At 45.6% G+C, this 25,347-nt stretch carries 23 protein-coding genes and 1 pseudogene; 10 read left to right on the top strand and 14 right to left on the bottom strand.

The genetic code is table 11. The annotated features are described in order from the left end of the window. Nucleotides 1-292: 292 nt before the first annotated feature. The gene (gene rpe, locus K4039_RS03210; RefSeq protein WP_265233680.1) at nucleotides 293-994 is read right to left on the bottom strand and encodes a ribulose-phosphate 3-epimerase; all 702 of its coding nucleotides are present in this window, start codon (nucleotides 992-994) and stop codon (nucleotides 293-295) included. Nucleotides 995-1,234: 240 nt separating this feature from the next. Between rpe and K4039_RS03205 the strand changes: the two genes are divergently transcribed. Both K4039_RS03205 and K4039_RS03200 read left to right on the top strand, forming a co-directional pair. After that, the gene (locus K4039_RS03205) at nucleotides 1,235-1,609 is read left to right on the top strand and encodes a hypothetical protein (RefSeq protein WP_265233679.1); all 375 of its coding nucleotides are present in this window, start codon (nucleotides 1,235-1,237) and stop codon (nucleotides 1,607-1,609) included. Nucleotides 1,610-1,713: 104 nt separating this feature from the next. Then, entirely contained in the window at nucleotides 1,714-3,129 is a 1,416-nt protein-coding gene (locus K4039_RS03200) for an LCP family protein (protein WP_265233678.1), read from the top strand. Between the two features lie 83 nt (nucleotides 3,130-3,212). Here the strand turns inward: K4039_RS03200 and K4039_RS03195 are convergent, their stop codons facing one another. After that, nucleotides 3,213-4,430 (bottom strand): HhoA/HhoB/HtrA family serine endopeptidase, encoded by a 1,218-nt coding sequence (locus K4039_RS03195; RefSeq protein WP_265233677.1) that lies wholly within the window; start codon nucleotides 4,428-4,430, stop codon nucleotides 3,213-3,215. 268 nt (nucleotides 4,431-4,698) lie between these two features. Between K4039_RS03195 and K4039_RS03190 the strand changes: the two genes are divergently transcribed. Continuing rightward, nucleotides 4,699-5,052, top strand: a complete 354-nt coding sequence (locus tag K4039_RS03190) for a metal-sensitive transcriptional regulator (protein ID WP_265233676.1) — start codon at nucleotides 4,699-4,701, stop codon at nucleotides 5,050-5,052. Nucleotides 5,053-5,552: 500 nt separating this feature from the next. Here the strand turns inward: K4039_RS03190 and K4039_RS03185 are convergent, their stop codons facing one another. Continuing rightward, nucleotides 5,553-5,990, bottom strand: coding sequence for a helix-turn-helix domain-containing protein (locus tag K4039_RS03185; RefSeq protein WP_265233675.1), 438 nt, complete (start codon nucleotides 5,988-5,990; stop codon nucleotides 5,553-5,555). Nucleotides 5,991-7,045: 1,055 nt separating this feature from the next. Here K4039_RS03185 and K4039_RS03180 point away from each other — a divergent pair. After that, complete coding sequence (locus K4039_RS03180) at nucleotides 7,046-7,690, top strand: pentapeptide repeat-containing protein (RefSeq protein ID WP_265233674.1); 645 nt, start codon at nucleotides 7,046-7,048, stop codon at nucleotides 7,688-7,690. A 243-nt stretch (nucleotides 7,691-7,933) separates the two neighbouring features. Continuing rightward, nucleotides 7,934-8,710 carry a pentapeptide repeat-containing protein gene (locus K4039_RS03175; protein ID WP_265233673.1) on the top strand — a complete coding sequence of 259 codons (777 nt, stop codon included), beginning with the start codon at nucleotides 7,934-7,936 and terminating at the stop codon, nucleotides 8,708-8,710. A 10-nt stretch (nucleotides 8,711-8,720) separates the two neighbouring features. On the opposite strand, the pseudogene K4039_RS03170 reads toward K4039_RS03175, so the two are convergent. The 9 genes and pseudogenes from K4039_RS03170 to speB form a co-directional block, all read right to left on the bottom strand. Next, nucleotides 8,721-8,966: pseudogene (locus K4039_RS03170) on the bottom strand (sensor histidine kinase); the annotation flags it as partial. Between the two features lie 308 nt (nucleotides 8,967-9,274). After that, nucleotides 9,275-9,730, bottom strand: a complete 456-nt coding sequence (locus K4039_RS03165; RefSeq protein WP_265233748.1) for an NADAR family protein — start codon at nucleotides 9,728-9,730, stop codon at nucleotides 9,275-9,277. A gap of 519 nt (nucleotides 9,731-10,249) precedes the next feature. After that, nucleotides 10,250-10,798: a ribosome recycling factor gene (gene frr, locus K4039_RS03160; RefSeq protein WP_265233672.1), complete on the bottom strand. Its 549-nt coding sequence runs from the start codon at nucleotides 10,796-10,798 to the stop codon at nucleotides 10,250-10,252. After that, on the bottom strand, nucleotides 10,785-11,513 hold the full coding sequence (gene pyrH / locus K4039_RS03155) for a UMP kinase (RefSeq protein WP_265233747.1): 729 nt from the start codon (nucleotides 11,511-11,513) through the stop codon (nucleotides 10,785-10,787). The genes frr and pyrH overlap by 14 nt, the downstream gene beginning before the upstream one ends. A gap of 247 nt (nucleotides 11,514-11,760) precedes the next feature. After that, nucleotides 11,761-12,159 (bottom strand): peptide-methionine (R)-S-oxide reductase MsrB, encoded by a 399-nt coding sequence (gene msrB / locus K4039_RS03150; RefSeq protein WP_265233671.1) that lies wholly within the window; start codon nucleotides 12,157-12,159, stop codon nucleotides 11,761-11,763. 224 nt (nucleotides 12,160-12,383) lie between these two features. After that, nucleotides 12,384-14,204 (bottom strand): molybdate ABC transporter permease subunit, encoded by a 1,821-nt coding sequence (gene modB, locus K4039_RS03145; RefSeq protein ID WP_265233670.1) that lies wholly within the window; start codon nucleotides 14,202-14,204, stop codon nucleotides 12,384-12,386. A 120-nt stretch (nucleotides 14,205-14,324) separates the two neighbouring features. Continuing rightward, on the bottom strand, nucleotides 14,325-15,131 hold the full coding sequence (modA, locus tag K4039_RS03140) for a molybdate ABC transporter substrate-binding protein (protein WP_265233669.1): 807 nt from the start codon (nucleotides 15,129-15,131) through the stop codon (nucleotides 14,325-14,327). 175 nt (nucleotides 15,132-15,306) lie between these two features. Beyond that, a complete protein-coding gene (locus K4039_RS03135) occupies nucleotides 15,307-15,864 on the bottom strand; it encodes a thioredoxin family protein (RefSeq protein WP_265233668.1) in 558 nt (185 codons plus the stop codon). Nucleotides 15,865-15,994: 130 nt separating this feature from the next. Continuing rightward, nucleotides 15,995-16,924 carry an agmatinase gene (gene speB, locus K4039_RS03130; protein WP_265233667.1) on the bottom strand — a complete coding sequence of 310 codons (930 nt, stop codon included), beginning with the start codon at nucleotides 16,922-16,924 and terminating at the stop codon, nucleotides 15,995-15,997. A 63-nt stretch (nucleotides 16,925-16,987) separates the two neighbouring features. On the opposite strand from speB, the gene K4039_RS03125 reads away from it, so the two are divergent. Together K4039_RS03125 and K4039_RS03120 are read left to right on the top strand one after the other, a co-directional pair. Next, a complete protein-coding gene (locus tag K4039_RS03125) occupies nucleotides 16,988-17,146 on the top strand; it encodes a hypothetical protein (RefSeq protein WP_265233666.1) in 159 nt (52 codons plus the stop codon). A gap of 40 nt (nucleotides 17,147-17,186) precedes the next feature. Further along, on the top strand, nucleotides 17,187-18,116 hold the full coding sequence (locus K4039_RS03120; RefSeq protein WP_265233665.1) for an alpha/beta fold hydrolase: 930 nt from the start codon (nucleotides 17,187-17,189) through the stop codon (nucleotides 18,114-18,116). Nucleotides 18,117-18,182: 66 nt separating this feature from the next. Here K4039_RS03120 and K4039_RS03115 read toward each other — a convergent pair whose 3' ends face one another. Both K4039_RS03115 and K4039_RS03110 read right to left on the bottom strand, forming a co-directional pair. After that, entirely contained in the window at nucleotides 18,183-19,208 is a 1,026-nt protein-coding gene (locus K4039_RS03115) for a hypothetical protein (protein ID WP_265233664.1), read from the bottom strand. A 157-nt stretch (nucleotides 19,209-19,365) separates the two neighbouring features. Then, nucleotides 19,366-19,776, bottom strand: coding sequence for a hypothetical protein (locus K4039_RS03110; protein WP_265233663.1), 411 nt, complete (start codon nucleotides 19,774-19,776; stop codon nucleotides 19,366-19,368). Between the two features lie 139 nt (nucleotides 19,777-19,915). On the opposite strand from K4039_RS03110, the gene K4039_RS03105 reads away from it, so the two are divergent. From K4039_RS03105 to K4039_RS03095, 3 genes are all read left to right on the top strand, one after another. Next, nucleotides 19,916-20,599, top strand: a complete 684-nt coding sequence (locus K4039_RS03105) for a response regulator transcription factor (RefSeq protein ID WP_265233662.1) — start codon at nucleotides 19,916-19,918, stop codon at nucleotides 20,597-20,599. Beyond that, complete coding sequence (locus K4039_RS03100; RefSeq protein WP_265233661.1) at nucleotides 20,596-22,164, top strand: HAMP domain-containing sensor histidine kinase; 1,569 nt, start codon at nucleotides 20,596-20,598, stop codon at nucleotides 22,162-22,164. The genes K4039_RS03105 and K4039_RS03100 overlap by 4 nt, the downstream gene beginning before the upstream one ends. 220 nt (nucleotides 22,165-22,384) lie before the next feature. Further along, nucleotides 22,385-25,075 carry an ABC transporter substrate-binding protein gene (locus K4039_RS03095; protein ID WP_265233660.1) on the top strand — a complete coding sequence of 897 codons (2,691 nt, stop codon included), beginning with the start codon at nucleotides 22,385-22,387 and terminating at the stop codon, nucleotides 25,073-25,075. Nucleotides 25,076-25,347 lie beyond the last annotated feature (272 nt).

The following is a 25,347-nucleotide window of genomic DNA, read 5'->3' as shown; positions in this document are numbered from 1 at the left end:
GTAATGCCGATCGGGAAAAAGGCTTTAGTTATGCTTATTTACAATCCCGATGAAAAAACTGCTCGGTAACGTTAGCAGTCAAATTGGTATGATTCCGCCTGGGTGGGAAGTTCCGGCTTCTACAACTACATTACACGGAGGCCTATGCCATATCCCGTTCGCGTACCTAATATGAGAGATCGAAAGGCTATACATCTCTCTAATAATTATCGCTTCACAGACATCTTGCCTGTGAAGCGATAATTTTGGGAAAAGTCTATTAGTAATTCATCGGATGCGATCGAATTTTTGATTAGACAGCAGCCAACTCAGGAGTCGGGCGCTTGCTGTGGCGGATACCCTCGATCGCACTTGCGTAATCCTTCGCCTTAAACACAGCAGAACCCGCGACGATCGCATTTGCGCCCGCTTCCAGAACCTGCCAAGTATTGTTCGTCTTCAAACCGCCATCCACCTCAATCCAAGGATCGAGGCCCTTGTCGTCGCACATTTTACGCAACTGGCGAATTTTCGGCAGCACCGCCGGGATAAAACTTTGACCGCCAAAGCCCGGATTCACGCTCATAATCAGCACCAAATCGCAAAGTTCCAGCACGTACTCGATCAACTCTAGGGGTGTCGAAGGATTCAGCACCACACCAGCCTGCTTGCCCAATTCCCGAATTTGACCGAGGGTGCGGTGCAAGTGAGGCGAAGCATTGTGCTCGGCGTGAACGGAAATAATGTCAGCACCAGCCTTAGCAAAGTCCTCGACGTACTTCTCCGGCTCCACAATCATCAAGTGGACATCGATTATCTTGGTAGTAACGGGACGAATTGCTTCGACAATCATCGGCCCGATAGTAATATTAGGAACAAAGCGACCGTCCATCACATCTACGTGAATCCAGTCAGCCCCAGCTCGATCGACAGCCTGAATCTCTTCTCCGAGACGGCTAAAATCGGCTGATAATATGGATGGAGAAATAACGATCGGTTTTTGAGATTTGGTCATGGCTAAGTCTGTGTCTCCTGTCTCCTGTGCTGTATCCAGTTTATCAAAATACGGCTCTCCGGGTCGAAAAGTTGTGAATAATAGGTAGGGGCAGGTTTAGCGAAAAAACTTGGCCTCTAACCAACAATTTTTGTGCAAAACGTGCCCTGCTCTGGGATTTTTGGTTTAGGATATAAATTTTCCGCCTAACAAATAAGTTTTGTGCAAAACTAGACCTCCTGTAAATTTTGAATGCCAACTATGAAAAATACACATCCCTTAGACAATCCTGAACTCGATCGTGCAAGTCTGTTTGTATTAATGATCCCAGTCATTGGCTTTTTTCCCGCCCTCTGGAATCTTTACCGCCGTCAGGGCAGCCCCGAACGCCAAGCCGTCAGCCGCTTGGCAATTGCCCTTGCTTTTAGTTGGCTCTTAGGACATATTCTTTTAGAAGGGGCCGCGATTTCTGCGGAATCTCCGACACTTGCCATGTTATTAATGAGTAGCCTGCTGACAACCAGCTATTTCATCGTCGCTCTGGGACTGATGGTTCGCCTCTGGAAGCGTCAACCGCTATGGTTGCCCGGAATTAGCCGCGTAGCCGAGCAAGTGGTCGGCAAACATTTATCATAATTTAGGGTTCTTTTCAGCCCCTACCGTATTGATTGAGTGCGTTTTCAGCTTGATACTACATATTGCTACGATCTTTTTTATTTTTGTTGTGTGTGAGGAAGCCAGTGCCAGCTCAAAAAACTCCTAATCAAGACCCTATCCAACAATCAACTGCTCAACCTCCAACCAAAAAATCGCACCAGCCGCACCGAGGCCGTTGGCTGGGTTTTGGTTTTGGTTTGGCTGGAGTAGCCATGCTCTCAGCCACCGCCGGAGCGCTGCTAGCCGTCTCTCTTTCCACAACACCGCTTCAGCAACAAAAGTTGAGCCCTGAAGAAGCGGCAGTGTTTTCTCAAGGCGACATGGCAAAGCTCAGCATGAAGATGCCGGAGCTCACTCGCCCAGTTAATATTTTAGTTTTAGGACTGAAGGTTCTGAGTTCAGACCTCGACGGCCATCCCGATAAGGAGCAGGGATACGATGTCTGGCAAAACTCTTTCAAGGGCTTAACCGATACCATGCTGTTGGTGAGGTTTGACCCTCAAAATAAAAAAATAAGTGTGCTTTCCATTCCGCGAGACACCCGTACCTATGTTGAAGGTAGGGGTACTGTGAAAATCAATGAAGCTAATTACTACGGCGGCCCGGCTTCGTCAGCGAAGTCAGTCAGCGGACTGCTGGGCGGTGTGGGAATTGACCGCTATGTCACAGTCAATATTCAAGGCATCAAAAGTTTGGTAGATGCCCTTGGTGGGATTACTATTAATGTCCCTAAAGACATGAAGTATACCGATGAAAGCCAGCATTTATATATTGATTTAAAGGCTGGCAAACAGCGTCTCAACGGCGAACAAATCGTGCATTATTTGCTTTACCGACACGACGATTTAGGCGATATCGGGCGGGTACAGCGCCAGCAATTGTTGATGCGGGCTTTTGTGGAAGAGCAAGTTAATGTTGGTTTGCTGTCTCGCTTGCCGAAGATTTTGTCGGTGATTCAGTCTCACCTTGATACGAATTTGACTATAGAAGAATTGGTGGCCTTAGCTGGTTTTGCTACTCAAACCGATCGCGCTGGCGTGCAGATGTTGATGGTTCCCGGCAAATTCAGCGATCCTAAGGACTACAAGGCAAGTTTTTGGTTGCCAGACCAAAATGCGATCGAAACTATGGTGGCAGAGCATTTTGACTACGGTCAAAATACTTGGACAATCGAGAATGCTGATTCGACTTTTCTGAAGGTGGCGATTCAAGACAGTACGGGCGATCAATCGGCTGTTGAAGATTTTGTCACGACTTTAACTCGGGCAGGCTATCGGAATGTTCAGGTTTCTAAAGCTTGGTCTGAACCGCTAGATGTAACAACAATTGTAGCTCAAGACGGCGACATTAAAGGTGCCCAAGCGATTCGCCAGTCTTTGGGTTTTGGAGAGGTGCTAGTTGAGAGTACCGGTGCTTTGCAGTCGGATGTGACAATCAGATTGGGTAAGGATTGGTTGAGTAAAAAAACTCAGTCTGGCGGGGACTTTAAGTCTTTTTAAACTGGGTTTTAAATTCATTTGTAGGGACACAGCAGTGCTGTGTCCTGTTTTTTATGAGTTCAGATGATCTGATTCCCGATCGGCTAAAAATCCCTCAATTGAGCCGTTGTCACAGCAACTTCCTTAATCTGGGAACCCCGGCGCACCTTCAGTTTCAGAATTTGACCAATTTTGCTGTTTTCCACCAAATTTTGCAACTGTTCAGGCTGAGTCACTTTCTCACCCTCAATTTGAACGATGACATCCCCCTTCCGAACCCCTGCTTTCTCAGCAGGCGTATTGGGCACAACTCGCATCACCAACACACCTGTAACTTCCGGGACAATCACAGGAGCATTGGGGTCAGCATTATTCTCTTTGGCCATTTCTGGAGTCAAAGCAATCATCTGAATCCCCAAAAACGGATGGCTGACTTGTTCTCCCTTGGCTAACTGCGCGTAGATGGCCTTGGCTTTGTCGATCGGAATTGCAAACCCAATACCCATTGCATCGGCTCGAATCGCCGTGTTGATACCAATCACTTCTCCTCTGCTGTTTAGCAGTGGCCCGCCGGAATTGCCGGGATTGATGGCCGCGTCGGTTTGAATGAAATCGAGCCGCTTGTCGGGAATGCCGACGGCTGCGCTGGAGCGTTTGAGGGTGCTGATAATGCCTAAGGTGACGGTGTTGTCAAATCCCAGGGGGTTGCCCACGGCGATCGCCCAATCACCCACTTTCACCGCATCAGAATCTCCCAGTGTTGCCACGGGTAAGTTTGCTTGTTTAGTATTAATTTTGACAACAGCCAAATCTGTTATTTCGTCAGTACCTTGGACTTCTCCTGGAAATGTCCGGCCGTCGTTTAAGGTGACAGTTACTCGATCGGCTTTGTCAACTACGTGAGCATTGGTTAACACAATCCCACTTTTGTCAATAATGAAGCCGGAACCTTGACCGCGTAAGCGTTCTTCTCTGGGAGTTTTGTTGCGCGGATCTTCTTCCAAAAATCTACGGAAGAATGGGTCTTCCATTAACGGGTTGAGGTTGCGGCTGACAGTGCGCTCGGTATCAATGCGGACAACTGCCGGCCCGACTCGATCGACTGCCGCCGTCACAAAACTGCCGGTATCTGCCGCCACCTGCGCTGGGAGTACGGCTGTTTGAGGCTGTTCCCGCAAGTTGGGCGGATTTTTGCCGTCAACGGCCCAAGCGGGTGCAGCATCGATGAAGAGAGCACTCAGGGCGATCGTCATTCCTAAAATTAGGGCGAACCAGCGAGCACCGATTCGGGGTGCGGGGTCAAAAAACTTAAATAGTCGCATAGCGTCAATCTTTGTTAGTCTGGGTTATTCTGGTAAAGGTGTGCGATCGAGCGGACTCAATAATCTGCCGCTATGAAAATCCTAAATATATTTAGACAGCTACAATACACGAGTCTGGAGCCAGCACAAACTCAACATATTCTCAATTCTAACTTGAACAATTTCCCTAGTAATACCAGTTTAAAAAAAAATGCAACTCTAGTCCCGCACTCCCAACCATTAAAAAGCACTCATTCCCAATTCTTTAATCTAAAATGGCATAACCCCGATGATTGTATCTGATACTTCTACTGACAAATCCTTGCCCTCAAATTCCCACCACCATCACGGCGATCAATCAGTCCACCCTCACCATCACGATGAAGAATCCATGCGGCGGCTAGTTAATCGGTTATCTCGGATTGAGGGACACGTCCGTGGGATTAAAACAATGGTGCAAGAAAACCGTCCCTGTCCCGAAGTTCTCGTGCAAGTTGCTGCGGTTCGAGGCGCGCTCGATCGTGTAGCGAGAATCATTCTTGACGAACATTTAACTCAGTGCATTGCCAGAGCAGCAAAAGAAGGCAATATCGATACGGAAATAGAAGAGTTGAAAGCTGCTTTGGATCGGTTTTTGCCTTAGTCGATGCCATTTTTTTACATATACCAGCCCCGCCAGATGGTTAGGAAGTTCTGGCGATAGATCGCTTTCCTCATGCAATTAATTGCAACGAAATGTCTCACGCGACGATAACTAAAGGCTGTCTTATTCCTGCTTTTTAACTTGAGCGACTTGTCGTAGCCGAAGGCGAAACGAGCCTTCTTCTTCACTTATTCCTTCTGACTGATGACTGCTGACTTCTTCTATAACAAAACCTGCAAATTAGACAAAACTTGCAAGTTATTAGTTATGGCTCATGGTTTAAGAATCTTTCACAAACGTGGGAAAAGTATCAATTTTTCCCCCCCTCGCCCCAATTGGCCCAACAGATAATTTATACTATCCGCAGTTTATGAGAGCGAGCTTAGTTCAAAAAGAATTACCGAGTTTTTAGTGACAACGGAAATCATTAACAGTTTCAAAGTCTGAGTATCAATAATTAGACGGTGATTAACCAGACTTCGGATGAACTGTTTAACTGTCTAGACTTTCGTCAGCTTGCCTTTTAACTGGTATCTGACTGTTGCGTAAACGGCTTTATAGGAAGCCTCTATGCTATATTCCTGCTGCAACCACTCTTGAATTTCTCCATAGCTTTTAAAGCCTTTCTGGGGGTCGCTGAGGCGCATTGCCAAACTAGCACGGGCCAGAGGAGGAATTGCGGGCTTGCGGCCACCGCTGTGCTTTGTTTCCAGGAGTCCTTCGAGTCCGTCAGAGCGGTACTTTCTCAGCCACCGCTGCACAGTAATGCGGTTTACGCCGATCGTCATTGCCAATTCTTTAACTGTCTTAACGTGACAAATTTTGAACAGGTAAAGTGCTTGAATCTTTTGAAAGCCACTTGCCGTTTTTTGTTCGGTTAACAGGTTTTTTAGTTCTTCTGTGGTCTCTGTGATGCTAAGTTTACATACTCCAGCCATATCAATTACCTCACGGGGATTCGTAATCTACAATTGTTTTTTTGACTAGGGAGAAAAATCCGCTTTCCTCCTAAATGCTCGCCTTTTGTTTGCTAATAAAGCAAGACAAAAGCTATCTAAATTAAACTTTTTCAGTCCTGGATTTACTAAGAGGCTCAGAAGCCTTTTTTTTAAACCGGGAGCAAGGGCTGCAATGCGTCTTTTGATAAAAAACAGTTTCTGAGTCAGTTTGGTATTTGATGACACAAGCGTCATTGCTAATACTGATATCAGTTAACCGCTCGAATGCAACATTAGCTGCAATAGTTGACTGTTAAGGAATATTATTTATTCTCTTTTTTCTAAATATATATCATGATTTTTCTAGTGTTTATTTGTGATTTATGCGAAAGTATTGGCGATTTTTTTTCCTTGGCAGCTAGGATGCAGCCTTGGTCTGTAAAGGAGCCGGTATCACTTTTATGCACAGATTTTCCTACTCCCAGAAGTGTATTTCTGGCTTTCCCTTTGTGAGAAATCCTGAGATATCAGCACTCTGATGGGCTGGATTGGGTCGCGCCGAGTGACGGTGCAACCAACTTTCCTGCTGCGGGCAGGTCTCTGTGAAACTACCGACTTGATCGCCTGTTGAGTTAAACACGCCGACTGTGGAATTGTCAAATTTTCAACATTACAGTACCACTATCGGCTATTTTTCCCTGTCTGGCGTGATCGAAACGGTTGTTCCTATGTGATGCTACTAACAAAAATTAGTGATTCTTGTCACACCAATACTCAGTAAACTCAACTAGCAACAAAAAGTTATGACCTCGATCGCACTTTCCAGCGAGAATTCTTTGATTGAGTCACGAAGTACGATGACATTGTTGTGAAAAAATTTTAATTTTATTTTTTAATGCAATAAAAAATTCTGTTTGATCTTTCACCTTGCCCAAACGGTCTAGGGAAGTCTGGCGCTGTAAATATTTCAGCATCTCAAGTCTAAAATCGCAGAACATCCGGTGCAACCAGCTTGCTGAGAGTATTCTGCATTTAAAAGGTGTAGAGAATCCATAATGAACGTTGACGAACTGCTCAAGCTATACGCCATAGGAGAAAGAAATTTTAGTGGGGTCTACCTGCACTCCGTGTACCTCTACGAAGCAGAATTGATTGGAGCCAATCTGTATGAAGCCGACTTGATTGGCTCCAATCTCAGCAAAGCCAAACTCAGCAGAGTCAACTTTGGCAAAGCCAATTTGTGCAAAATCAATTTGAGCAGAGCAGATTTAGCGGGAGCCGACCTCACTGAAGCACTGTTAGCTGAAGCTAACCTGTATCGAGCTGAGTTGATGGGAGCAAATCTTAGCAAAGCAGACTTGAGCGGAGCTTCCCTGATCCAAGCAACTTTAATTGGAGCAAATATATCTCGGGCAACACTCAGCCACGCAGACTTGCACGGAGTAAATCTTTACGGAGTAAACTTGCGCAGGGCGGTGCTCACAGAAGCAGATTTAATTGGGGCAAATTTAACCAAAGTAGACCTCAGCGGAGCCGACTTAATGGGAGCGAGCCTAATTAGGGCAGACTTGACTGAAGCGATTTTAAGTGCGTCAGACTTAAGCGGGGCAAATCTGTTGGGAGCAAATCTTACAAAAGTCAACTTGAGCGGAGTATATCTTAAGGGTGCGACGATGCCAGACGGCACGATTCACGATTAATTTATCTGTTAAATCTTATGGTTGGCGAGAAGCACGGCTAAGGGTAACATTTTTTTGTTACCCTAATTTATTGGTAGCGAAATGTTTGTTTGAGACTCAGGTGAAGCTCTGAACTTTAATGTATGATGTCTGTGATAGATAGCTGAGAATCTGGCAATATTTAGCAATATCTACGATCTGGATTTTCAATTGCTGCGATCGAAGCTATTTTAGATTTATTATTTCGGATTTTGGATGCTTAAGATGAAACTAAGAATCCTGGCTGCTGCAACGCTGCTGAGCGCGATCGCCCCTTTAGCCCCTGCACAGGCCGAGAACATTCAACACACGCAACAATTACTAGCCACCCGACAGTGCCCCAATTGCGACCTCAGCAGCGCTGGTCTGGTTTTAGCCAACTTAACAGGAGCCAATCTCAAAGGTGCTGATTTGAGATTGGCTAACCTCAGCCGAGCTAACCTTACCGGAGCTGATCTTAGCGGAGCCAACCTCAGTGGCACCAGTTTGTTTGGCGTCAACTTGACGGGAGCAAACCTGACGGGGGCAAACCTCAGCGGTGCTGACTTGAGAAGTGCCTATCTTAGCGACGCCAATTTGCTCAACGCCAATTTAACTAACGCCCAACTGCTGGGAGCTAGAGGAATGCCAACTAATATTGGCACCGCTGAAGACTTTTACCGATTGGGAGTGCTGGAAGCTCAAGCGGGAAACTACAGAAACGCGATTGATTATTACAATCAAGCCCTAAATCTGAAATCGGATGTAGCTGCCGTTTATTTTGCGCGCAGTATGTCTCGCGCTGACTTGGGAGACTTCGCCGGCGCGAGTCAAGATGCTGCTAGAGCAAACCAACTCTTTGCCACTCAAGGAAATCCTCAAGGTCAAGAATTGTCAAAGCAGTTAGCCGAAGCCATTGTGGCGCGCCAAAAGCCAACGGAACCACGTACTGGGGGCAACGGCAACTTGATGAGTCTTCTGGGATCGCTCGGTTCGGTGCTGGTGAAGATACTTTTGCCCTAAGAACAGTTAGCTAATTCAGCGGAATCTCGATCGAGAATTCAGTACCCAGACCTGGTACAGAAACACACTTGAGTACCCCTTGGTGTTTGTCAACTACAATTTGATAACTGATCGACAGTCCTAAACCCGTTCCTCGACAGACGGGTTTAGTAGTAAAAAACGGATCAAATATTTGAGAAATCAACTCTTTGGGGATGCCGTGACCGTTTTCGGCAACGCAAATTCTTACAGTTTTTGCATCGATTAATTCGGTGCGATCGAGCGCGTACTGCATCAGCCTGATTTTTTGACTAAGCCGAGCTTTACTATTAACCGGCCCCGCGCTGGTTAGAGACGACGGTGCATCGCCTCTAACCAGCGCTCAATCAAAATTTGCGATCGCGCCAGTTTAATCTTTGCTTTCAACAGACTAACTTAACCAAATGATAATTATTATTATAATATTCTCATAAATTTCTGGAAATCTTAAAATCTCACGATCATAATTATTGATTATTAGGATAACTTGACATTTATTTGGATAACTTCATACAATGAAATTTAGCGAAAAATTTTGAGTTTTGATCAGCCTGCCCGGTGCTGAAAAATTTCGCTACGTACGCTCATCAGAATTTTACCCAAATGATTTTGGCCGGTGCCATCGCCGCCGCACCCCCAGTAGTAATCCGTTGGCGAATCCTCTACAATCACTCGATCCCCTGTGCCGAGGAGAATAGCTTGAATGTCTGCATGAGCGAGAAACTTAGTTAAAATTGCTTCGCGCATAATTGGGATTTTCACCGCTTCCCAATCATGGCGCATCCGGTGGTTCGGATCGCGACCTAATTGGGCGGCTTCTTGAGGAGTTGGTACGGATCGAATTGCCACCACTAATCTTTCATCAGCGCTACCGACAAATTTTTGGGCTTGATAGTAATGTTCCACAGTCAACCAATCTTCACCATGCAGGCAAATGTCGTGGGGTGAAAAATTGGAAAAGCAGCCGTAAGGCTCCTCTACTTTATAAAAATAAATTATCATAGCAGAAGGAAGAAGAAAGTTCGGCAACGGATTTTTTAACGGATGTAACGGATTTCAGGAAGAGGGAAGTTCGGCTTCCGCCGTACAAGATATAACGGATTTCAGTGCACTGCACATCGGTTGGCCTTGTCGCCTACCGAAGAACATCGGTTGACTGGCGTTTTAGCGTCTTGATTTGAAACCCAAATTTGCCAAAGTCATTTTTCTTGCTTGAAGTTTGACAAATCCCAACTTGAAATAGCAATTTGATGCTTTTTATCTGGATTGTATCTGCTTTTTATTTGCGGTTTGCCGACTCTATCAAAGATTTACAAGAAGTATCAAGTCAACTGGTGCGCATTGCACTATAAACTCTTTCGTTTGTATAGGCGCGGTTTCAACCGTAGGTCTGATCTTCAATATAACGATCGAGAATTGGGAATGAGGAATGGAGAATCAGGAATTGGGATTTAAGAATATTTCCTTTTCCTTGTTCCTGCTAAAATTCCTGCATTTTCCCCATGCCCAATTTCCCATTCACTAAACTTTCGTGATATCTCTCTCTTTGCCTGCCAGAACTTCTTCTATTTTGGCGATGTACTTATCCGTCAGTTTTTGAATTTTATCTTGCAAGTCTCGCGATTCATCTTTAGAGATATCGCTGCTTTTTTCTTGCTTGCGAATCGAGTCAACGGCATCGCGGCGGATATTGCGAATTGCGACTTTACCTTCTTCGGCAAACTTGGCGGCCATTTTGACAAATTCTTGGCGTCTCTCGCTTGTCAGCGGCGGAATGTTCAACCTAATAACTGAACCGTCGTTGTTAGGTACGAGTCCTACATCTGACAGGGAAATTGCTTTTTCGATCGAGGTAAGGGCTGTGCGATCGAACGGTTGAATGTTGATCGTGGTTGCATCCGGGGTGCCGATGTTGGCAAGGGATTTGATCGGAGTTGGAGATCCGTAGTAATCTACCATGACTCGATCGAGCAGGGAAGCGTTGGCGCGTCCCGTCCGAATAGTATTAAAAGACCGTTGAGTAGCCTCAACAGCCTTTTGCATATGATCTTCTGATTCAGCTAACTTCACAAAATCCTCCGACAAGGGTTCCAATAGATTCTCCCATTACTGCTCGGTAGATGTTTCCCGATACCGAGAGGTCAAATACCATAATAGGAATATTATTTTCTTTGCACAGGGCGATCGCGGTACTATCCATCACCCGCAAGTCTTGGTTCAAGACATGGGCGTAGGTGAGGGTTTGATACCTGCGCGCGTTGGGGTTGATATGGGGGTCGGAATCGTAGACCCCATCTACCTTAGTAGCTTTAAAAATCACCTCTGCATCAATTTCAGCCGCCCGCAATGCGGCTGTAGTATCAGTAGTAAAAAAAGGATTGCCAGAACCGGCACCAAAAATCACTACCCGTTTTTTTTCGAGGTGGCGAATTGCCCGCCGTCGAATGTAGGGTTCAGCTATTTCTTGCATGGCGATCGCCGATTGCACCCTTGTGGGCACTCCTGCTTGTTCCAGAGCATCCTGCAAAGTGATAGCATTCATCACTGTAGCAATCATGCCCACATAGTCGGCTGTTGCGCGATCCATGCCTGCCGAAGCAGCTTTCACGCCACGAAAAATGTTGCCGCCGCCGACAACGATCGCGATTTGAATGCCTTCGGACACGACTTTAGCCACTTCCTGGGCGATCGACCCAACGACTACCGGATCGATACCGTAGCCCAAGCTACCCATCAGCGCTTCACCGCTGAGCTTCAGCAAAACCCGCTGATAAACCATCCCCATGCCGCCACTATTTTTTCTTTTTGTCTCCACAACAAGATAGCAGCACGGGTGCATTTTGAACATCAATTGCCACGAACAGGCTTTTGCGCTTGTTCCAGAACACCTTGGAATGTTGACTGTTGACTGTTGACTGTTGACTGTTGACTAAGGCAAAAAAGGGTTTCTCCTAAAAATCCTGGCACTCTCCGAGAGATATTTACGCAGAAACCGTGTTTTTTGCCCCGCTTGCGTCTATGACTGTCTTAGTTCAATCCTTGGGAACGAAATCAAGAGCAGCAGAATTCATGCAGTAACGCTGACCGGTGGGTTTGGGCCCATCGTTGAATACGTGACCGAGATGAGAGTCACAAACGGCACACAGTACCTCCGTGCGGCGCATGAACAAGGCGTTATCCGACTCATTCCTGACATTTTCTTCTTTTATGGGAGCGTAGAAACTCGGCCAACCGGTACCGGAATCGTATTTTGTTTCCGATTCAAATAGCTCTGTACCGCAGCAAATGCACTTATAAAGTCCGGGCTTTTTGTTGTCGTGATATTCGCCGCTAAAAGCTCTTTCGGTTCCCTTTTTTCGGGTGACTTTGAACTGTTCGGGGGTTAGTTGCTGTTGCCATTCGGCATCGGTTTTTTTAACTTTGTCTGTCATGGTTTAATCTTTGGTGTAGATGAAATTAGTTGAAGAAAACACGGCGGTTGAAACCGCGTCTATACAGACAAAACCCGCCTCCGCGGGTTGAAGAGCGGGTGGTTGAAATTATTTCTTCAGTCCGCGGAGGCGGACATCGTTTGTATAGGAGCGGTTTCAACCGCCGTCCGACAATCTTTGTTTGTATAGATGGGGTTTCAAACCCTACGTCGGATCTGGTTGACTCATGCTTCCATTAATATTAACCTAATTGGCTCCAAATGAACATACCAGGGAAAAGAATTGTCCTTGATAGCCCGCCACTTTTCCTTGAAAACTTCAGCTTGCAAGTGATAATCTTGGGAATTATTGGGAGGCGAGTGCAATTTGAGATATAATGTCACCCGGTGAGGAGTTTCCACCGTTGAGGCGATCCAACAAGCAAATGTATTTTCGCGATCGCACCCGTTAACAAAACTGATTTGATGAGCTCGAATTCCGACAGAAACCAAAGATTTGGGGATTGGTTCGACGACAATTAGATTGCAGCCCCAGTCGATCGCCTCTACGACAGTTTCAGCAACCGGTTTAGCCGCACAGAAGTTCTTACAGCCAGTCAACTGGGCGACGGTGAAGTTGCGAGGGCGATCGAAAATGTTCTGTTTGGTATCAAAGGCGATCGCCCTTCCCTCAGCCAACACCAACAGATTTTTGCACACCCGGTAAACTTCCTCTAAATTGTGGCTGACAAACAAAGTAATTCCCCGATAATTAGCCAAAACCTGCATTAACTCCCGTTCCAGTTGACTCCGCAAGTGCGTGTCCAAAGCCGAAAACGGTTCGTCTAACAGCAGTAAATCGGGAGAAGGGGCGATCGCCCTCGCCAAAGCCACCCGCTGCTGCTGGCCGCCAGAAAGTTCGTGGGGATAGCGGTTTTCCATTCCCAACATTTGCACCGAAACAAGCTGTTCTTTAACCCGAAATTTTTGCTCGCTTTTAGATAAATGCTGCAAACCAAAAGCAATATTTTGAGCCACATTCAGGTGAGGAAACAAAGCATAGTTTTGAAACAAAAAACCAATGCGGCGGTCTTTAGAAGGTAAATTAATGCCCTCTGCCGAGTCAAATAAAACCTTACCGTTAACTGCAATTTTACCGCTGCTGGGAGTGTCCAAACCCGCGATGCAGCGCAGAGTCATGCTTTTGCCCGAACCAGACGCGCCCAAAATTCCCAGCACTTCCGGGCCGATATCAAAACCGACCTCCAAGGCAAAGCCAGAAAGAGGTTTAAAAATATTTAAAAATAGTCCGCCTTCTAGTTGTTTATTTGGGGATTTTATGGTAATTTTTGAATAAAATTTAGCGAGATTAGATTGCCGTTGATAGTTATGATTTGGCTTGGAAGAAATCCTTGGTAAATAAGTCCAGTAATTAACCAAAGTCAGCACACTCAAAGCAAGACTGAGAATAATCAAAACCCAAATAGCAGCTTGTTTCATATCCCCAGATTCCACAGCAAAATAAATTGCCATCGGGATAGTTTGAGTTTGTCCGGGAATATTCCCAGCTAACATCAGCGTCGCGCCGAATTCACCCAAAGCGCGGGCAAATGCGAGAATAGTTCCTGCTAGAATTCCCGGCCACGCTAGCGGCAACATAATCCGCCAAAAAACCTCCCATTCCGAGGCTCCCAGAGTGCGGGCTGCATTGAGAAGATTGGCATCAATTTGCTCAAAAGCTCCCAAAGCAGTTTTGTACATCAGGGGAAATGATACGACTGTGGCAGTAATTACGGCGGCTTGCCAAGTAAAAATTATAGTTAAATCAAATTTTAGAAGAAATTGACCGATCGCGCCATTTCTACCAAACAGCAGCAGCAGCAAAAATCCGACTACTGTGGGCGGCAAAACTAAAGGAGAAATGAAAATGCCTTCAATCAATGGTTTACATTTGATGCGAGTTGAAAGCATCCACCGGGCGGCAGCTATTCCCAGAAAGAAGGTAAAGAATGAGGCGATGGCTGATGATTTTAGGGATATCCATAACGGAGATAAGTCAAATTCCATATTTCGGATGAACTATCGCAGTTTTGGATAATTTTTTTGAACCGCAGAGGGCGCAGAGAACACAGAGGAAGAGAAGGAAGAGAAGAAAGTTTTTTGAATTGCTACAAGTTTTACGAATAATTAACGAGCTGTACCGAATCCGTATTTCTGAAATACTATTTTAGCCCGATCGCCCGCCAAAAACTCAACAAAGGCTTTGGCTGCGGCGGGATTGCGGCTGTTTTTGATAACTGCTAGCGGATAAACAATGGGCGAGTGCAAGTTTTCGGCAGCCGTTAGTCGCAGAGTTACCTTGTCCGATGATTTGGCATCTGTGGTGTAAACTATGCCAGCATCAACGTTACCGCTTTCGACGAATGTCAGCACTTGGCGGACGTTATTTCCTAGCACTAATTTTGGCTTAATTTGCTGCCACAATCCTAGCTTAGTTAGCATTTCCTGAGCGTATTGTCCTGCTGGTACGCTTTTCGGTTCGCCGATCGCAATTTTCTTGATTTTTGCCTCTGTCAACTGTTTAAAATCGCTCAAAGCAGCGCCATTTTTAGGAACAATCAAAACTAGGCGATTTGTCAGCAAATTGCGGCGCGTCTCATTCAGCAGCAAATTAGCTTTCTGCAAACCATCCATTTGTTTAGTAGCGGCGCTGAAAAATACATCTACCGGAGCTCCTTGCTGAATTTGCTGCTCTAGTGCGCCGGAAGCACCAAAATTATAACTAATAGTAGTATTGGGATTGCTGCTTTGATATACTGTTTTGATTTCTGTTAAGGCTGGTGAGAGACTGATGGCTGCGGATACAGTTAAAGACGTGCGCTGCTGTGCTGTGGCTGGGGAAACATTCTGAAATAAGTTCCAACTAATCAGCAGTACCAGCGTCGCGACGGCTGCGATAATCAAGTTGAGAATGCGTTTTCTTTTTAGGTTCATGGGAAATAGAAGTTTATGGGAAATAGAAAACCGGGCGGTTGAAACCGCGTCTATACAGACGAAACCCGGATGGTGCGCGGGTTGAAGAGCAAGCGGTTAAAATACGTTATCTTCTTCAGTCCGCGGAGGCGGAAATTGTTTGTGTAGACGCGGTTTCAACCGCCGTCTTATCTCCCTATTCTCGCCATTTAACAGAACAACCGATCGCCTCTGTAGTAGAAGGTTCTACCGGTTCGTCTTTGAGCAATTGGTCGATCGCACTTCGCAGATAAGAAATCTGCACCCCTGCTGCATCGTCCGCGTTATCGTCAATTAAACCTTTATAGCGCAATCTGCCATCTTGGTCTAACAAAAAAACCTCCGGCGTTTTTGAAGCCCCAAAACTTTCAGCCACATCTTGAGCAACATCTCGAATGTACGGGAAGTTGAGTTGATTGTTGGCTGCAAAAGTTTTCATATTCTCAAAACTCTCATCGGGATGCTGATTGGCATCATTAGCATTAATCCCGATTAACGTAACATTTCGATCTTGAAAATCTGCTTGAAGTTGTTTCAGGCGATCGAGATACAACTGCACAGAATGAGACTGATTACACATAAATATCACCGCTATCGCCCGATATTTTTCTAAATATCGAGATAAATGGTGAACTTCGTCGTCAACTCCCGGTAGTTCAAAATCGGGAGCGTAGCTGTTAATGGGAGTACCAGTTGTTTCGATTAGTAAATTCATTTTTTCAGGAGGTGAGGAGCAGTATTTGCCAGCATGAAAGATGAAAGTCTCAGGGCGAATAAAATAGGCTGTTTTTGGGCTTTGCTTTAATTCTAGCCTTGCCAACAGCCTATTTTTGCAAGTAAGCGATTTATTCCTCGTCTTGCTTTAGCCAACCTTTCGCTAGAGCTTGATATCCAATCATTTTGTATGTTAATTTGGCTGCGGTAAATTCTGAGACGACAGAATCTACAAGAGGTGCTAATTCCATAATGTCACAGCCGATTACTTCGTGGGACTCGAAGACGCGGCGCAAAAATCCCGTGAGAGAATACCAATTTAACCCGCCTGGTTCTGGTGTGCCTACCCCTGGAATTAATGTCGGATCGATGCCGTCTAGGTCGATCGTCAAAAATACTCGTTTGGTTGTTATGCTGGCAATGGCGCGATCGGCCCAATCCGGTTCATTAGCAATTTCCCGAGCTCGAATCACGTTTAGCTGTTTTGCTTTAATCAAGTCGGCTTCTTCCTTGCAAATAGCGCGAATCCCGATTTGCAGTGTCGGTAAGCCCATATCAACAACCCGCCGCATCACACAGGCGTGGTTGTGGATCGAGCCTTCGTATTCGTGGCGCAAGTCGCCGTGGGCGTCGATTTGCACGACTGTAAACGGTTCATCCGGGTAGCCTTGGCGGTAGCCTTCGACAATGCCGGCGGTGATGCTGTGCTCGCCTCCGAGGGAAATTACAAATTTATTTTCGGTAATTAGCTGGTGTACGGTTTGTTGCGTGACTTCCAGCATTTCTAGGGATGATACTGGTTGCTGGTTGCGGGTATCGGCGATCGGCATTGCGGTATAAATGCCAACATCGTAGCAAACTTCGGAATCTAGTTCTTCGTCGTAGCACTCCAGTTGGTGTGAAGCTTCTAGCAGTTTGGCGGGCCCGTTTTCGCAGCCTCGGCGGTAGGTGGTGGTTGCTTCGTAGGGAATTGGCAAGATTACTACTTTGGCTGTGTCGTAGTCGGGTACAATTTCTGATCCCAGAAACGGTACCACAGCAGTGGAAATGATCGGTGGCATAGGGGAAATTTTAATAAGGCAAAAAATTCAGCATCTTTAATGGTGGCATAGTATCGGCTCGTAGTGCAAAAAGAAGGAAGAAGGAAGAAGGAAGAGGGAAGAAGGAAGAAGAAAGAGGATTTAACCACAGAGGGCGCAGAGGGCGCAGAGAGGGAGAAGGGAAGAAGGAAGGTTTGGGATTTATGTCCTAGCGGTTGCCTCAAATTGCGATACGGTTTGTAGTAAGGACTGAAGTCCTTCTTACTCTTAAATTTTCAATTTTATGACATCTTCTACTCCCGCTATGTCAACACTTGCTGCACCTCAAACCTGGATGTGGAAAGGTTTTCCGATTTGTTACCAGGCTGCGGGAACCGAGGGCCCTGCGGTGGTGTTTGTCCACGGTTTCGGCGCGTCTTGGGGCCACTGGCGCAAGAATTTGCCTGTTTTGGCTGCTAGTTGTCGCTGTTTTGCGATCGATCTTATCGGTTTTGGCGGTTCTGCTAAGCCTGCGCCTAAGCTTGAGATTGACTATACTTTTGAAACTTGGGGAGAGTTAATTGCTGATTTTTGTCGGGAAGTTGCGGGCGGGCCGGCTTTTTTGGTGGGAAATTCGATCGGCTGTGTAGCAATTATGCAAGCGGCTGTGGATTTTCCCGACATTGCTTCTGGTGTAATTTTACTCAATTGTTCCCTGCGCTTGTTGCACGATCGCAAGCGCGCTGAAATGCCTTGGTATCGCAGTTTTGGAGCGCCAATAGCACAAAAAGTTTTAAATGTCAAGTGGATAAGTCAATTATTTTTCAAACAATTAGCCACGCCGAATACAGTCAAAAAAGTGCTTTTGCAAGCCTATCACCAACCCGAAGCTGTCAGCGACGAACTTGTAGAAATCTTGTTAAAACCAGCGCGAGATAGTGGCGCTGTGGATGTATTTGTGGCATTTATCAGCTATTCTCAAGGCCCGTTACCGGAGGATTTGTTGCCGCGTTTGAAGTGTCCTGCTTTGATTGTGTGGGGCGCAAATGACCCTTGGGAGCCGATCGCCCTGGGGCAAGAATTGGCAAAGTTTCCGGCTGTAGAAAAGTTTATTACGCTGGAGGGAGTAGGCCATTGTCCCCAGGATGAAGCGCCGGAATTGGTCAATCCTATTTTACTCGATTGGATTGCAGACAAGACGAAGACGGCGGTTGAAACCGCCCGGTCTTCTTGATCTTCAACCCGCGGAGGCGGGTTTTGTTTGTGTAGAAGCGGTTTCAACCGCCCGGTCTTCTATTTCTTAAACAAACAAGAAACTATCTGGGGTAAAGCCGCCTTGAATTACAGCAATTTGGTCAGAAGTACCAGCCAAATTTATCGAATTACCAACAATACTGTAGTCCGAAAGCTGTCCGTGTAACTGAATGCGATCGATTCCCTGTTGGAAATCCTGAATCTGTGCAAATCCTGTGCCTTTGTAGTAGCTAGTTGCGGAATCACCTAGCACAAAAACATCTCTACCCCTACCACCAATCAGTAAATCCGTTTCATTACTCCCTGGTGTCGCACTCAATGGATTGACTCCAATCAGGGTATCATTACCACGCCCACCCGAAAGTGTATCATTACCCGCTCCTCCTACTAAAGAATTGTCTAGGTTATTGCCGGTAATCACATCTACATTGGGCGTGCCCGTGACATTCGCGAAATTCTCTGCGGTAAAATTCAGAGTGCCAATACCAGGTATATTATTAACCGCCACACTATTAGTTGATAAATTCACGTTAATAGAAGCCGCGCCGGTACCAGTGGAAGCATCAATCGTATTAAGCTGTCCCAAAGGAGCAATAATTTGTTCGATATTTTGCAGGGTATCTGTACCGTCTGTGCCTTTGCTGATAATTCCTTGAGCCTTGAGGGTGATGGCGTTACCTAGGCCGAGATAGCTAACAGTATCCGTGCCTGTTCCTCCATTAATCGCATCGTTGCCACTACTAGCTAGGACGAAGTTGTCTAAACTATCTCCCGTAATGTTGTCGTTTCCGGCTGTGGTGTTAATACTGTTAGCTGGTGGAGCGGGTGGAGTTGGGTTTTGGGGAGGTAGAGCAGAACTGACAAGTTCTGCGCCTTGGTTTGGAGGAGGAGGATTGCCCATTGCGCCTTGGTTTGGAGGAGGAGGATTGCCCATTGCGCCTTGGTTTGGAGGTGGAGGATTGCCCATTGCACCTTGGTTTTGAGGTGGAGGATTGCCCATTGCACCTTGGTTTTGAGGAGAAACATTGCCAGGTGCAGTGATTGAATTTGGATTAGGAAATAGTTGTGGCATGGTGTAATTACCTCGATATTTTTTATATGTTTGAAACCGTTGTCAGGCTAAGGAAATGAATTCTCGCTTGCCTTTAAGTTGGTCACTACAATCATTAAGCTGGTTCAACATGACATTTATCCACGTGCTAAGATTACAGTTTTGTAATGTTGAAAAATTAGCGTTTTTCTGAATTGTCAGGTATATTGCGATCGCCCGATGGACGCGGTGGAATGCCCAAAATTTTGATTAACTGTGCTTCGGTAACACCCAACTTTTTCGCGGCACCGGGAATATCTAAAGGAGGTGGAGGCGGTGGGTACAGCGGGCGATTCTTGTCACTCGGCGGTTCTGGCGGTTTGGCTGGTAGCCCCAAAGCTTCGATTAACTCGGCTTCGGTGATTCCTAATTGTTTAGCCGCAGCGGCAAAATCTATACGGGGCGGATGTCTGCGTTGTCGATCGGGCGCGGGTTGGCTTTGGGCTAGCGGGATGTTAAAACTGACTGTAGTTCGATCGCCCAAAGTCAAGCTGCTCAATCCCAGCAGCAAGGCTGTAGCAGGTAATACGAGTAATGCAGGATTTTTCATGGTAGTTATAATTGCCGCTAAAAACTGGATAGCAGCATCAAACTACCCCAACATGACCGGGAACTCTGCTGCTTGATTACAATTTTGTAATTTAATTAAATAAACAATTACTGTATAATCACAACGCATCGGTGAATTTATGAATATTCTCTACGTTGAAGATGAAGAAAAAATCGCTAATTTTGTTTGTATCGGCTTGAAAGAACAAGGCTTTGTGGTGGATTATTGCGATAATGGCAACGACGGCTATGAGCGGGCGATGGATAATCAATATGATGCGATCGTACTTGATATTGTTTTGCCGGGAAAAGACGGATTATCTATCCTCAAACTTCTGCGAAAAGCGGGGCGCAATGTACCTGTGATTTTATTGACGGCTCGCAATGAATTAGACGATCGCATTGAAGGCTTACATCTCGGTGCTGATGACTATTTGGCTAAACCGTTTTTTGTTGAGGAGTTAGTTGCTCGCATTCATGCTGTAGTGCGACGTGCTTCCGGCGGTGGGCAAAATATTCTGAGTGTTGGCCCCGTTAAGCTCGATCGCATTCTCAGAGAAGTTACCTGCGATCGGCATACAGTCGAACTGACAACCCGCGAGTTTAATCTGTTGGAATATCTAATGCGATCGCCCGGTAGGGTACTCACCCGCACGCAAATCCTCGAACATATCTGGGGCTATGATTTCAACCCGAATACGAATGTAGTAGATGTCTGTATTCAACGCATTCGCAAGAAAATTGAACCCATCGGCGGTATGGGATGGGTTGAGAGTGTGCGCGGCGTTGGCTATCGGTTTCGCAAACCAGATTCAACATCATGAAACTACAATCTTTTCGCTTTCGGATTACTCTATTCTGTGCTGTTCTGGGAAGTGTTGCTCTGATTGGCTTTAGTATTGTTTCGTGGTGGTTGATTTACGAGGCTAAGGTCAAACGTCTTGATGCTGAAATCAAAAATCAGTTAATCCAAGCTACCCGCCCGCAATCGACTCAATGGGATAATTATGCTGCTTCTTTGCCATTAGTTTTGGGGATGAATGGGAAAGCAAATGTGGCTTTGTTGGTGAATGATCGAGATGGTAATTTACTCTACAAATCGACCCAATGGCAAGATGAAATTGATGCCAATTCACTATGGCGAGCGCTACCCCAACCGCCTCCCGATCCTGTGAGAATGCCTTTTGAGTTAGAACCTCCCCCTCCACCGAATTTACTAGATCCACCACCACGCGATCGACCAGAATCATTTCCACCGAGAGAAAGAAGACCCCCACGCGATCGACCAGAATCATTTCCACCGAGAGAAAGAAGACCCCCAGGCGATCGACCCCCTGAATTCGATCGGCCTGATTTTCCTCGAGTTTTTCAGACTCAACTAGCAACAATGCGTACTAACAGGAAGATTTGGCGCGTCGGCGCGGTTCATTCTCCTCAGACTCAAATAGCAATCGCCGTTAGTTTAAAAGGAATCGCTCTAGAAATGGCATCGATTTCTAATGTCTTTCTCATATCAATTCCCATAGTGCTTTTACTCGTAGCCGGTGGAGCATGGGTGATATCGCGGAGTATTCTGTATCCAATTGGGCGACTTACTACAGCAATTCGTAATGTCACTGTACAGGGGCTAGACGATCGCGTGCCCCTTGGTTCAACAGATATAGAGTTTATTGAATTAATTTTGGTGTTCAATCAGATGTTAGAACGTCTGGAGCGAAGTTTTAAACAAGCTTCTCGTTTTAGTGGAGATGCTGCTCACGAATTAAAGACACCGCTGGCAATTTTGCAAGGGCAATTAGAACTGGCTTTGCATCAAGTTGAATCTGGTTCTGAGGTGCAGCAAACACTGAGTAATTTATTGGATGAAGTTCGCCGATTAAGTGAAATTACCCGCAAACTTCTCTTACTTTCTCTAGCCGATGCCGGACGCATGGGTTTACATCGAGTTGAGGTGAATGTGTCGGCTTTGCTATCGGAAATTGCCGAAGATATGGAACTGTTAGCACCACATTTAGATGTGCAAATGGAAATTGCTCCCAATTTGTTTATCAAAGGCGATCGCGATTTACTGGTGCAGGTGTTGCAAAATCTGGTTGGGAATGCGATTAAATATAATTTACCGAAGGGTTGGCTCAGGTTACAGGCTGAGTGTCAGGAAAAAAGAGTAATTGTGACAATTGTCAATAGTTCTCAAGATATTTCTTTTGGCGAGCGCGATCGCATTTTTGAGCGTTTCCATCGCGGCGACTCCACTCAGATCCAAAAAATAGAAGGATCGGGATTGGGATTAAGCCTAGCACGGGAAATTGCACGAGCCCACGGCGGCGATATTCAACTAGAAGCTGCCATACTTGGTCAAACAGGGTTTATACTGAGCTTACCTCTGTGAGTTATTAACAAAACTTGAAAATTTTTAAGTCCCAACAAAGCTTAAACTTGCGATTTGGGCCAGTTGACTTGCACGCTTTAACAAATCTCAAGAGAGAATGAACTATAAACAAGATTGAAAAAGTCGCTTTCCCATCAGGAAATTATCTGCGTTGCATCTGCGTTGCTCTGCGCTTTTCCACAAGTTTATTGATTTTATTTTATAAACAAATCTTTTAGATATGGACAACTTGAGCATCGATACTAAAACCCGCGCCGTCAAGCTGGGTTCAGAGTGCATAGACCTAAACAAAGAAGAATATATCGTGCTGCTGCTATTGAGCAAGCACTATGGCAAATATGTCGAACCGGCCGCGATTTTCAATGTGCTGTATAAACGTCCCCCAATAGGTGACGAAGAGCAAATAATAGTCGATCGCATTTGTGAACTCAGGAGAAAGTTAAAAGACAACGGCGATACATCGACACTAATTCATACTGAACCAAATGGGAGCGGCAAATATGGAATTTTAGCAGTAGAAAGCCCGGTGCAAATCAACGGCGAGATTTTGCAGCCGCCGGAACCAAACCCAGAATTTGAGACACTTTTAAACAATCGCTACCGGGTAATTGATAAGCTGGGAGAAGGAGGTTTTGGCTTAACATTGCTGGCCGAAGACACGCAAATGCCTTCGCACCGATGTTGCGTGATTAAGCAGCTTAAACCCCAGATTGATAATCCTGACATTGACCAAAGCATTCGAGAGCGTTTTTCTCAAGAGGCTGCTGTTTTGGAAAAGTTGGGTGAAGGACATTCTCAAATTCCCAAACTTTACGGTCACTTTGAGGAAAACGGTTTATTTTTCTTAGCCCTAGAATGGATAGACGGGGAAACGCTCAACAACCGAGTAAAAGTTACTGGTAAAATGAGCGAGGAACAAGTCAAGGAAATTCTCACAAGTCTGCTGGCTGTTTTGGATTACATACATGGAAAACAGATTATTCACCGAGATGTGAAACCGCAAAATATTCTTTTACGCAATTCTGATAATCGACCTGTGCTGATAGATTTTGGCGTAGTTAAGGAAACAATTAATCAATCGGTAACAACTGGGAAAAATGATGTAACTATCTCCATTGGAACGCCGCAGTTTATGTCTCCGGAACAAGCCGCAGGCAGGCCAGAATATTCTAGCGATTTGTACAGTTTGGGATTGACTGCAATTTATTTGCTGACTGGAAAGTGGCCGCAGGATTTAGAAGTTGACCCGCAAACTAGGGAGATGCTGTGGCAGAATCACGCATTAAAGGTAAGTGTGAGATTTGCAGCGGTTCTGGATAAGGCGATTAGGTTTCACCCGCGAACTCGGTTCGCTAATGCTCAGCAAATGTTAGCGGCTTTGGATGAGCCGACAGCGGCTACTTTGGCGAGCAGTCACGAGCAGGCTAATTATCAAAAATATAGCAAAAAAAGCTGGATTTTTGATATACTTTTGATAGTTTTAATTGCTTTAGGCGGAGGTATTTTTGTCTTCAAAAATGAGTTAACAAGTATCCTCAAAGATGCTGTATATTTGGCTCATAGCAGACTGAATCCTAGCGTTCCTCAAGTGCCTAATTTGCCGGTAGTTGCATCGAAAAATGCCCAGACTTCCTCGCCTGTAGATGTCAGCAGTTACATCAGTGCGGGCGATCGCATTTTGTTCGCTAGCACCAATACTCCTGACAAGCTAGCAGCAGTTCGCGCGATCGCCACCAAAGACTTCAAAACGGCGGTAAACAAGCTAGAAGCGGCTTTAAAAGTCGATCGCACTGACCCGGAAACTTTGATTTATCTCAATAACGCTCGACTCGGCACTGCGGAAGCTCTGAAAATTGCCGCAGTAGTTCCGATTAGCGACAATCTCAGCGCGGCGGCGGAAATCTTGCGTGGGATAGCTCAAGCTCAAGACGAAGCAATTAAGGCGGGAGTGCCTTTAAAGGTGGTAATTGCTGATGATGGTAACGATCAAAATCGGGCGCAAGCTATTGCGAACAGTCTGATTGCAGATAGCAGTATTTTAGCGGTTGTCGGTCACGGAACCAGCAAAACCTCGATCGCAGTTGCTCCAATTTACAGTCAAAATCAAATGGTGGCGATCGCACCTACGAGCACGAGCATTGAATTAGCAACGGTTCCGAAGCGTCCTGACGGTGTGAACTATTTCTTTCGGACGATTCCCAGCGACCAATTTACAGGTACGGCTTTAGCTCGCTATATGTTAAATAATATGAAAAAAAGCACGGCTGCGGTTTTTTACAATTCCAAAAGTTCTTATAGCAAGTCGTTACAAACAGCTTTTTCTACTACTTTAATTTTGGAAGGCGGTCAAGTTGTTAAGGAAGTAGATTTGTCCGAGCCAAATTCTACGGCGCATCTGGATGGGATGGCAGCAGATGTGTTAGTATTGCTGCCAGATTCAGATACTGTAAATTCTGCTCTAAAAATTGCTCGAAACAATCAAAAACTTTTGCCAATAATTGGTGGTGATGCTCTCTACAATACGGATTTATTAAAACAGGGTGGAGCCGCTTTGAACGGGGCGATAATTTCTGTACCTTGGCATTTTGCTGATAGTAAAAATCAAAATTTTGCAGTCTTAGCTAGAGATTTGTGGGGAATTGATGTTAACTGGCGAACGGCGATGAGTTACGATGCGGTGCAGGTGTTGCGGATGGGAAGGTCGATCGGGAAAATTGCTCCTTCTAGCGGTCAAGCAGGGCGGGTGATGTTGGCTAAAACCTTGGCTGGTGCGGATTTCAAGGTTAGCGGTGCGACTGGGGACATTAGATTTTTGTCGAGTGGCGATCGTAACAGCAATGTAGTTCTTTTGCAAATTTTACCCGATACTCAATCCGGTGCAGGTTACGATTTTGCGCCAGTCGGTCGATGATATTATACCAATTTTTTATGAGGCTGCATAGAATTAGATCATCCTAAATCCCCCTTAGGAATGAAAATTTAATAACTTATACTTTTGTTTTTGTGGGATGGGCGTCTCGCCCGTCCAGAAAGGGCGGGCTCTCCCGCCCACCCCACAAACTTGTGTAAATTATTTAATTCGCGATCCTTAATAAGGGGGGACAAGATTCCGATCAAAGTCCTCCTTTTTAAGGGGGATTTAGGGAGATCGAAATATGTACAACTTCACATTAAATTGATATT

The organism is Lyngbya sp. CCAP 1446/10, assembly GCF_026130175.1.
Classification (GTDB): domain Bacteria; phylum Cyanobacteriota; class Cyanobacteriia; order Cyanobacteriales; family Microcoleaceae; genus Microcoleus.
Note: the sequence above shows the minus strand (reverse complement) of the source record. Positions and strands in the feature narration are given on the sequence as shown.

Bases quoted from the DNA above. Each gene is read 5' to 3' on its own strand.
- rpe (WP_265233680.1), bottom strand. From the start codon at position 994: ATGACCAAATCTCAAAAACCGATCGTTATTTCTCCATCCATATTATCA.
- K4039_RS03205 (WP_265233679.1), top strand. From the start codon at position 1,235: ATGAAAAATACACATCCCTTAGACAATCCTGAACTCGATCGTGCAAGT.
- K4039_RS03195 (WP_265233677.1), bottom strand. From the start codon at position 4,430: ATGCGACTATTTAAGTTTTTTGACCCCGCACCCCGAATCGGTGCTCGC.
- K4039_RS03190 (WP_265233676.1), top strand. From the start codon at position 4,699: ATGATTGTATCTGATACTTCTACTGACAAATCCTTGCCCTCAAATTCC.
- K4039_RS03185 (WP_265233675.1), bottom strand. From the start codon at position 5,990: ATGGCTGGAGTATGTAAACTTAGCATCACAGAGACCACAGAAGAACTA.
- K4039_RS03180 (WP_265233674.1), top strand. From the start codon at position 7,046: ATGAACGTTGACGAACTGCTCAAGCTATACGCCATAGGAGAAAGAAAT.
- K4039_RS03175 (WP_265233673.1), top strand. From the start codon at position 7,934: ATGAAACTAAGAATCCTGGCTGCTGCAACGCTGCTGAGCGCGATCGCC.
- K4039_RS03165 (WP_265233748.1), bottom strand. From the start codon at position 9,730: ATGATAATTTATTTTTATAAAGTAGAGGAGCCTTACGGCTGCTTTTCC.
- pyrH (WP_265233747.1), bottom strand. From the start codon at position 11,513: ATGGGGATGGTTTATCAGCGGGTTTTGCTGAAGCTCAGCGGTGAAGCG.
- msrB (WP_265233671.1), bottom strand. From the start codon at position 12,159: ATGACAGACAAAGTTAAAAAAACCGATGCCGAATGGCAACAGCAACTA.
- modB (WP_265233670.1), bottom strand. From the start codon at position 14,204: ATGGAATTTGACTTATCTCCGTTATGGATATCCCTAAAATCATCAGCC.
- modA (WP_265233669.1), bottom strand. From the start codon at position 15,131: ATGAACCTAAAAAGAAAACGCATTCTCAACTTGATTATCGCAGCCGTC.
- K4039_RS03135 (WP_265233668.1), bottom strand. From the start codon at position 15,864: ATGAATTTACTAATCGAAACAACTGGTACTCCCATTAACAGCTACGCT.
- speB (WP_265233667.1), bottom strand. From the start codon at position 16,924: ATGCCACCGATCATTTCCACTGCTGTGGTACCGTTTCTGGGATCAGAA.
- K4039_RS03120 (WP_265233665.1), top strand. From the start codon at position 17,187: ATGACATCTTCTACTCCCGCTATGTCAACACTTGCTGCACCTCAAACC.
- K4039_RS03115 (WP_265233664.1), bottom strand. From the start codon at position 19,208: ATGCCACAACTATTTCCTAATCCAAATTCAATCACTGCACCTGGCAAT.
- K4039_RS03110 (WP_265233663.1), bottom strand. From the start codon at position 19,776: ATGAAAAATCCTGCATTACTCGTATTACCTGCTACAGCCTTGCTGCTG.
- K4039_RS03105 (WP_265233662.1), top strand. From the start codon at position 19,916: ATGAATATTCTCTACGTTGAAGATGAAGAAAAAATCGCTAATTTTGTT.
- K4039_RS03100 (WP_265233661.1), top strand. From the start codon at position 20,596: ATGAAACTACAATCTTTTCGCTTTCGGATTACTCTATTCTGTGCTGTT.
- K4039_RS03095 (WP_265233660.1), top strand. From the start codon at position 22,385: ATGGACAACTTGAGCATCGATACTAAAACCCGCGCCGTCAAGCTGGGT.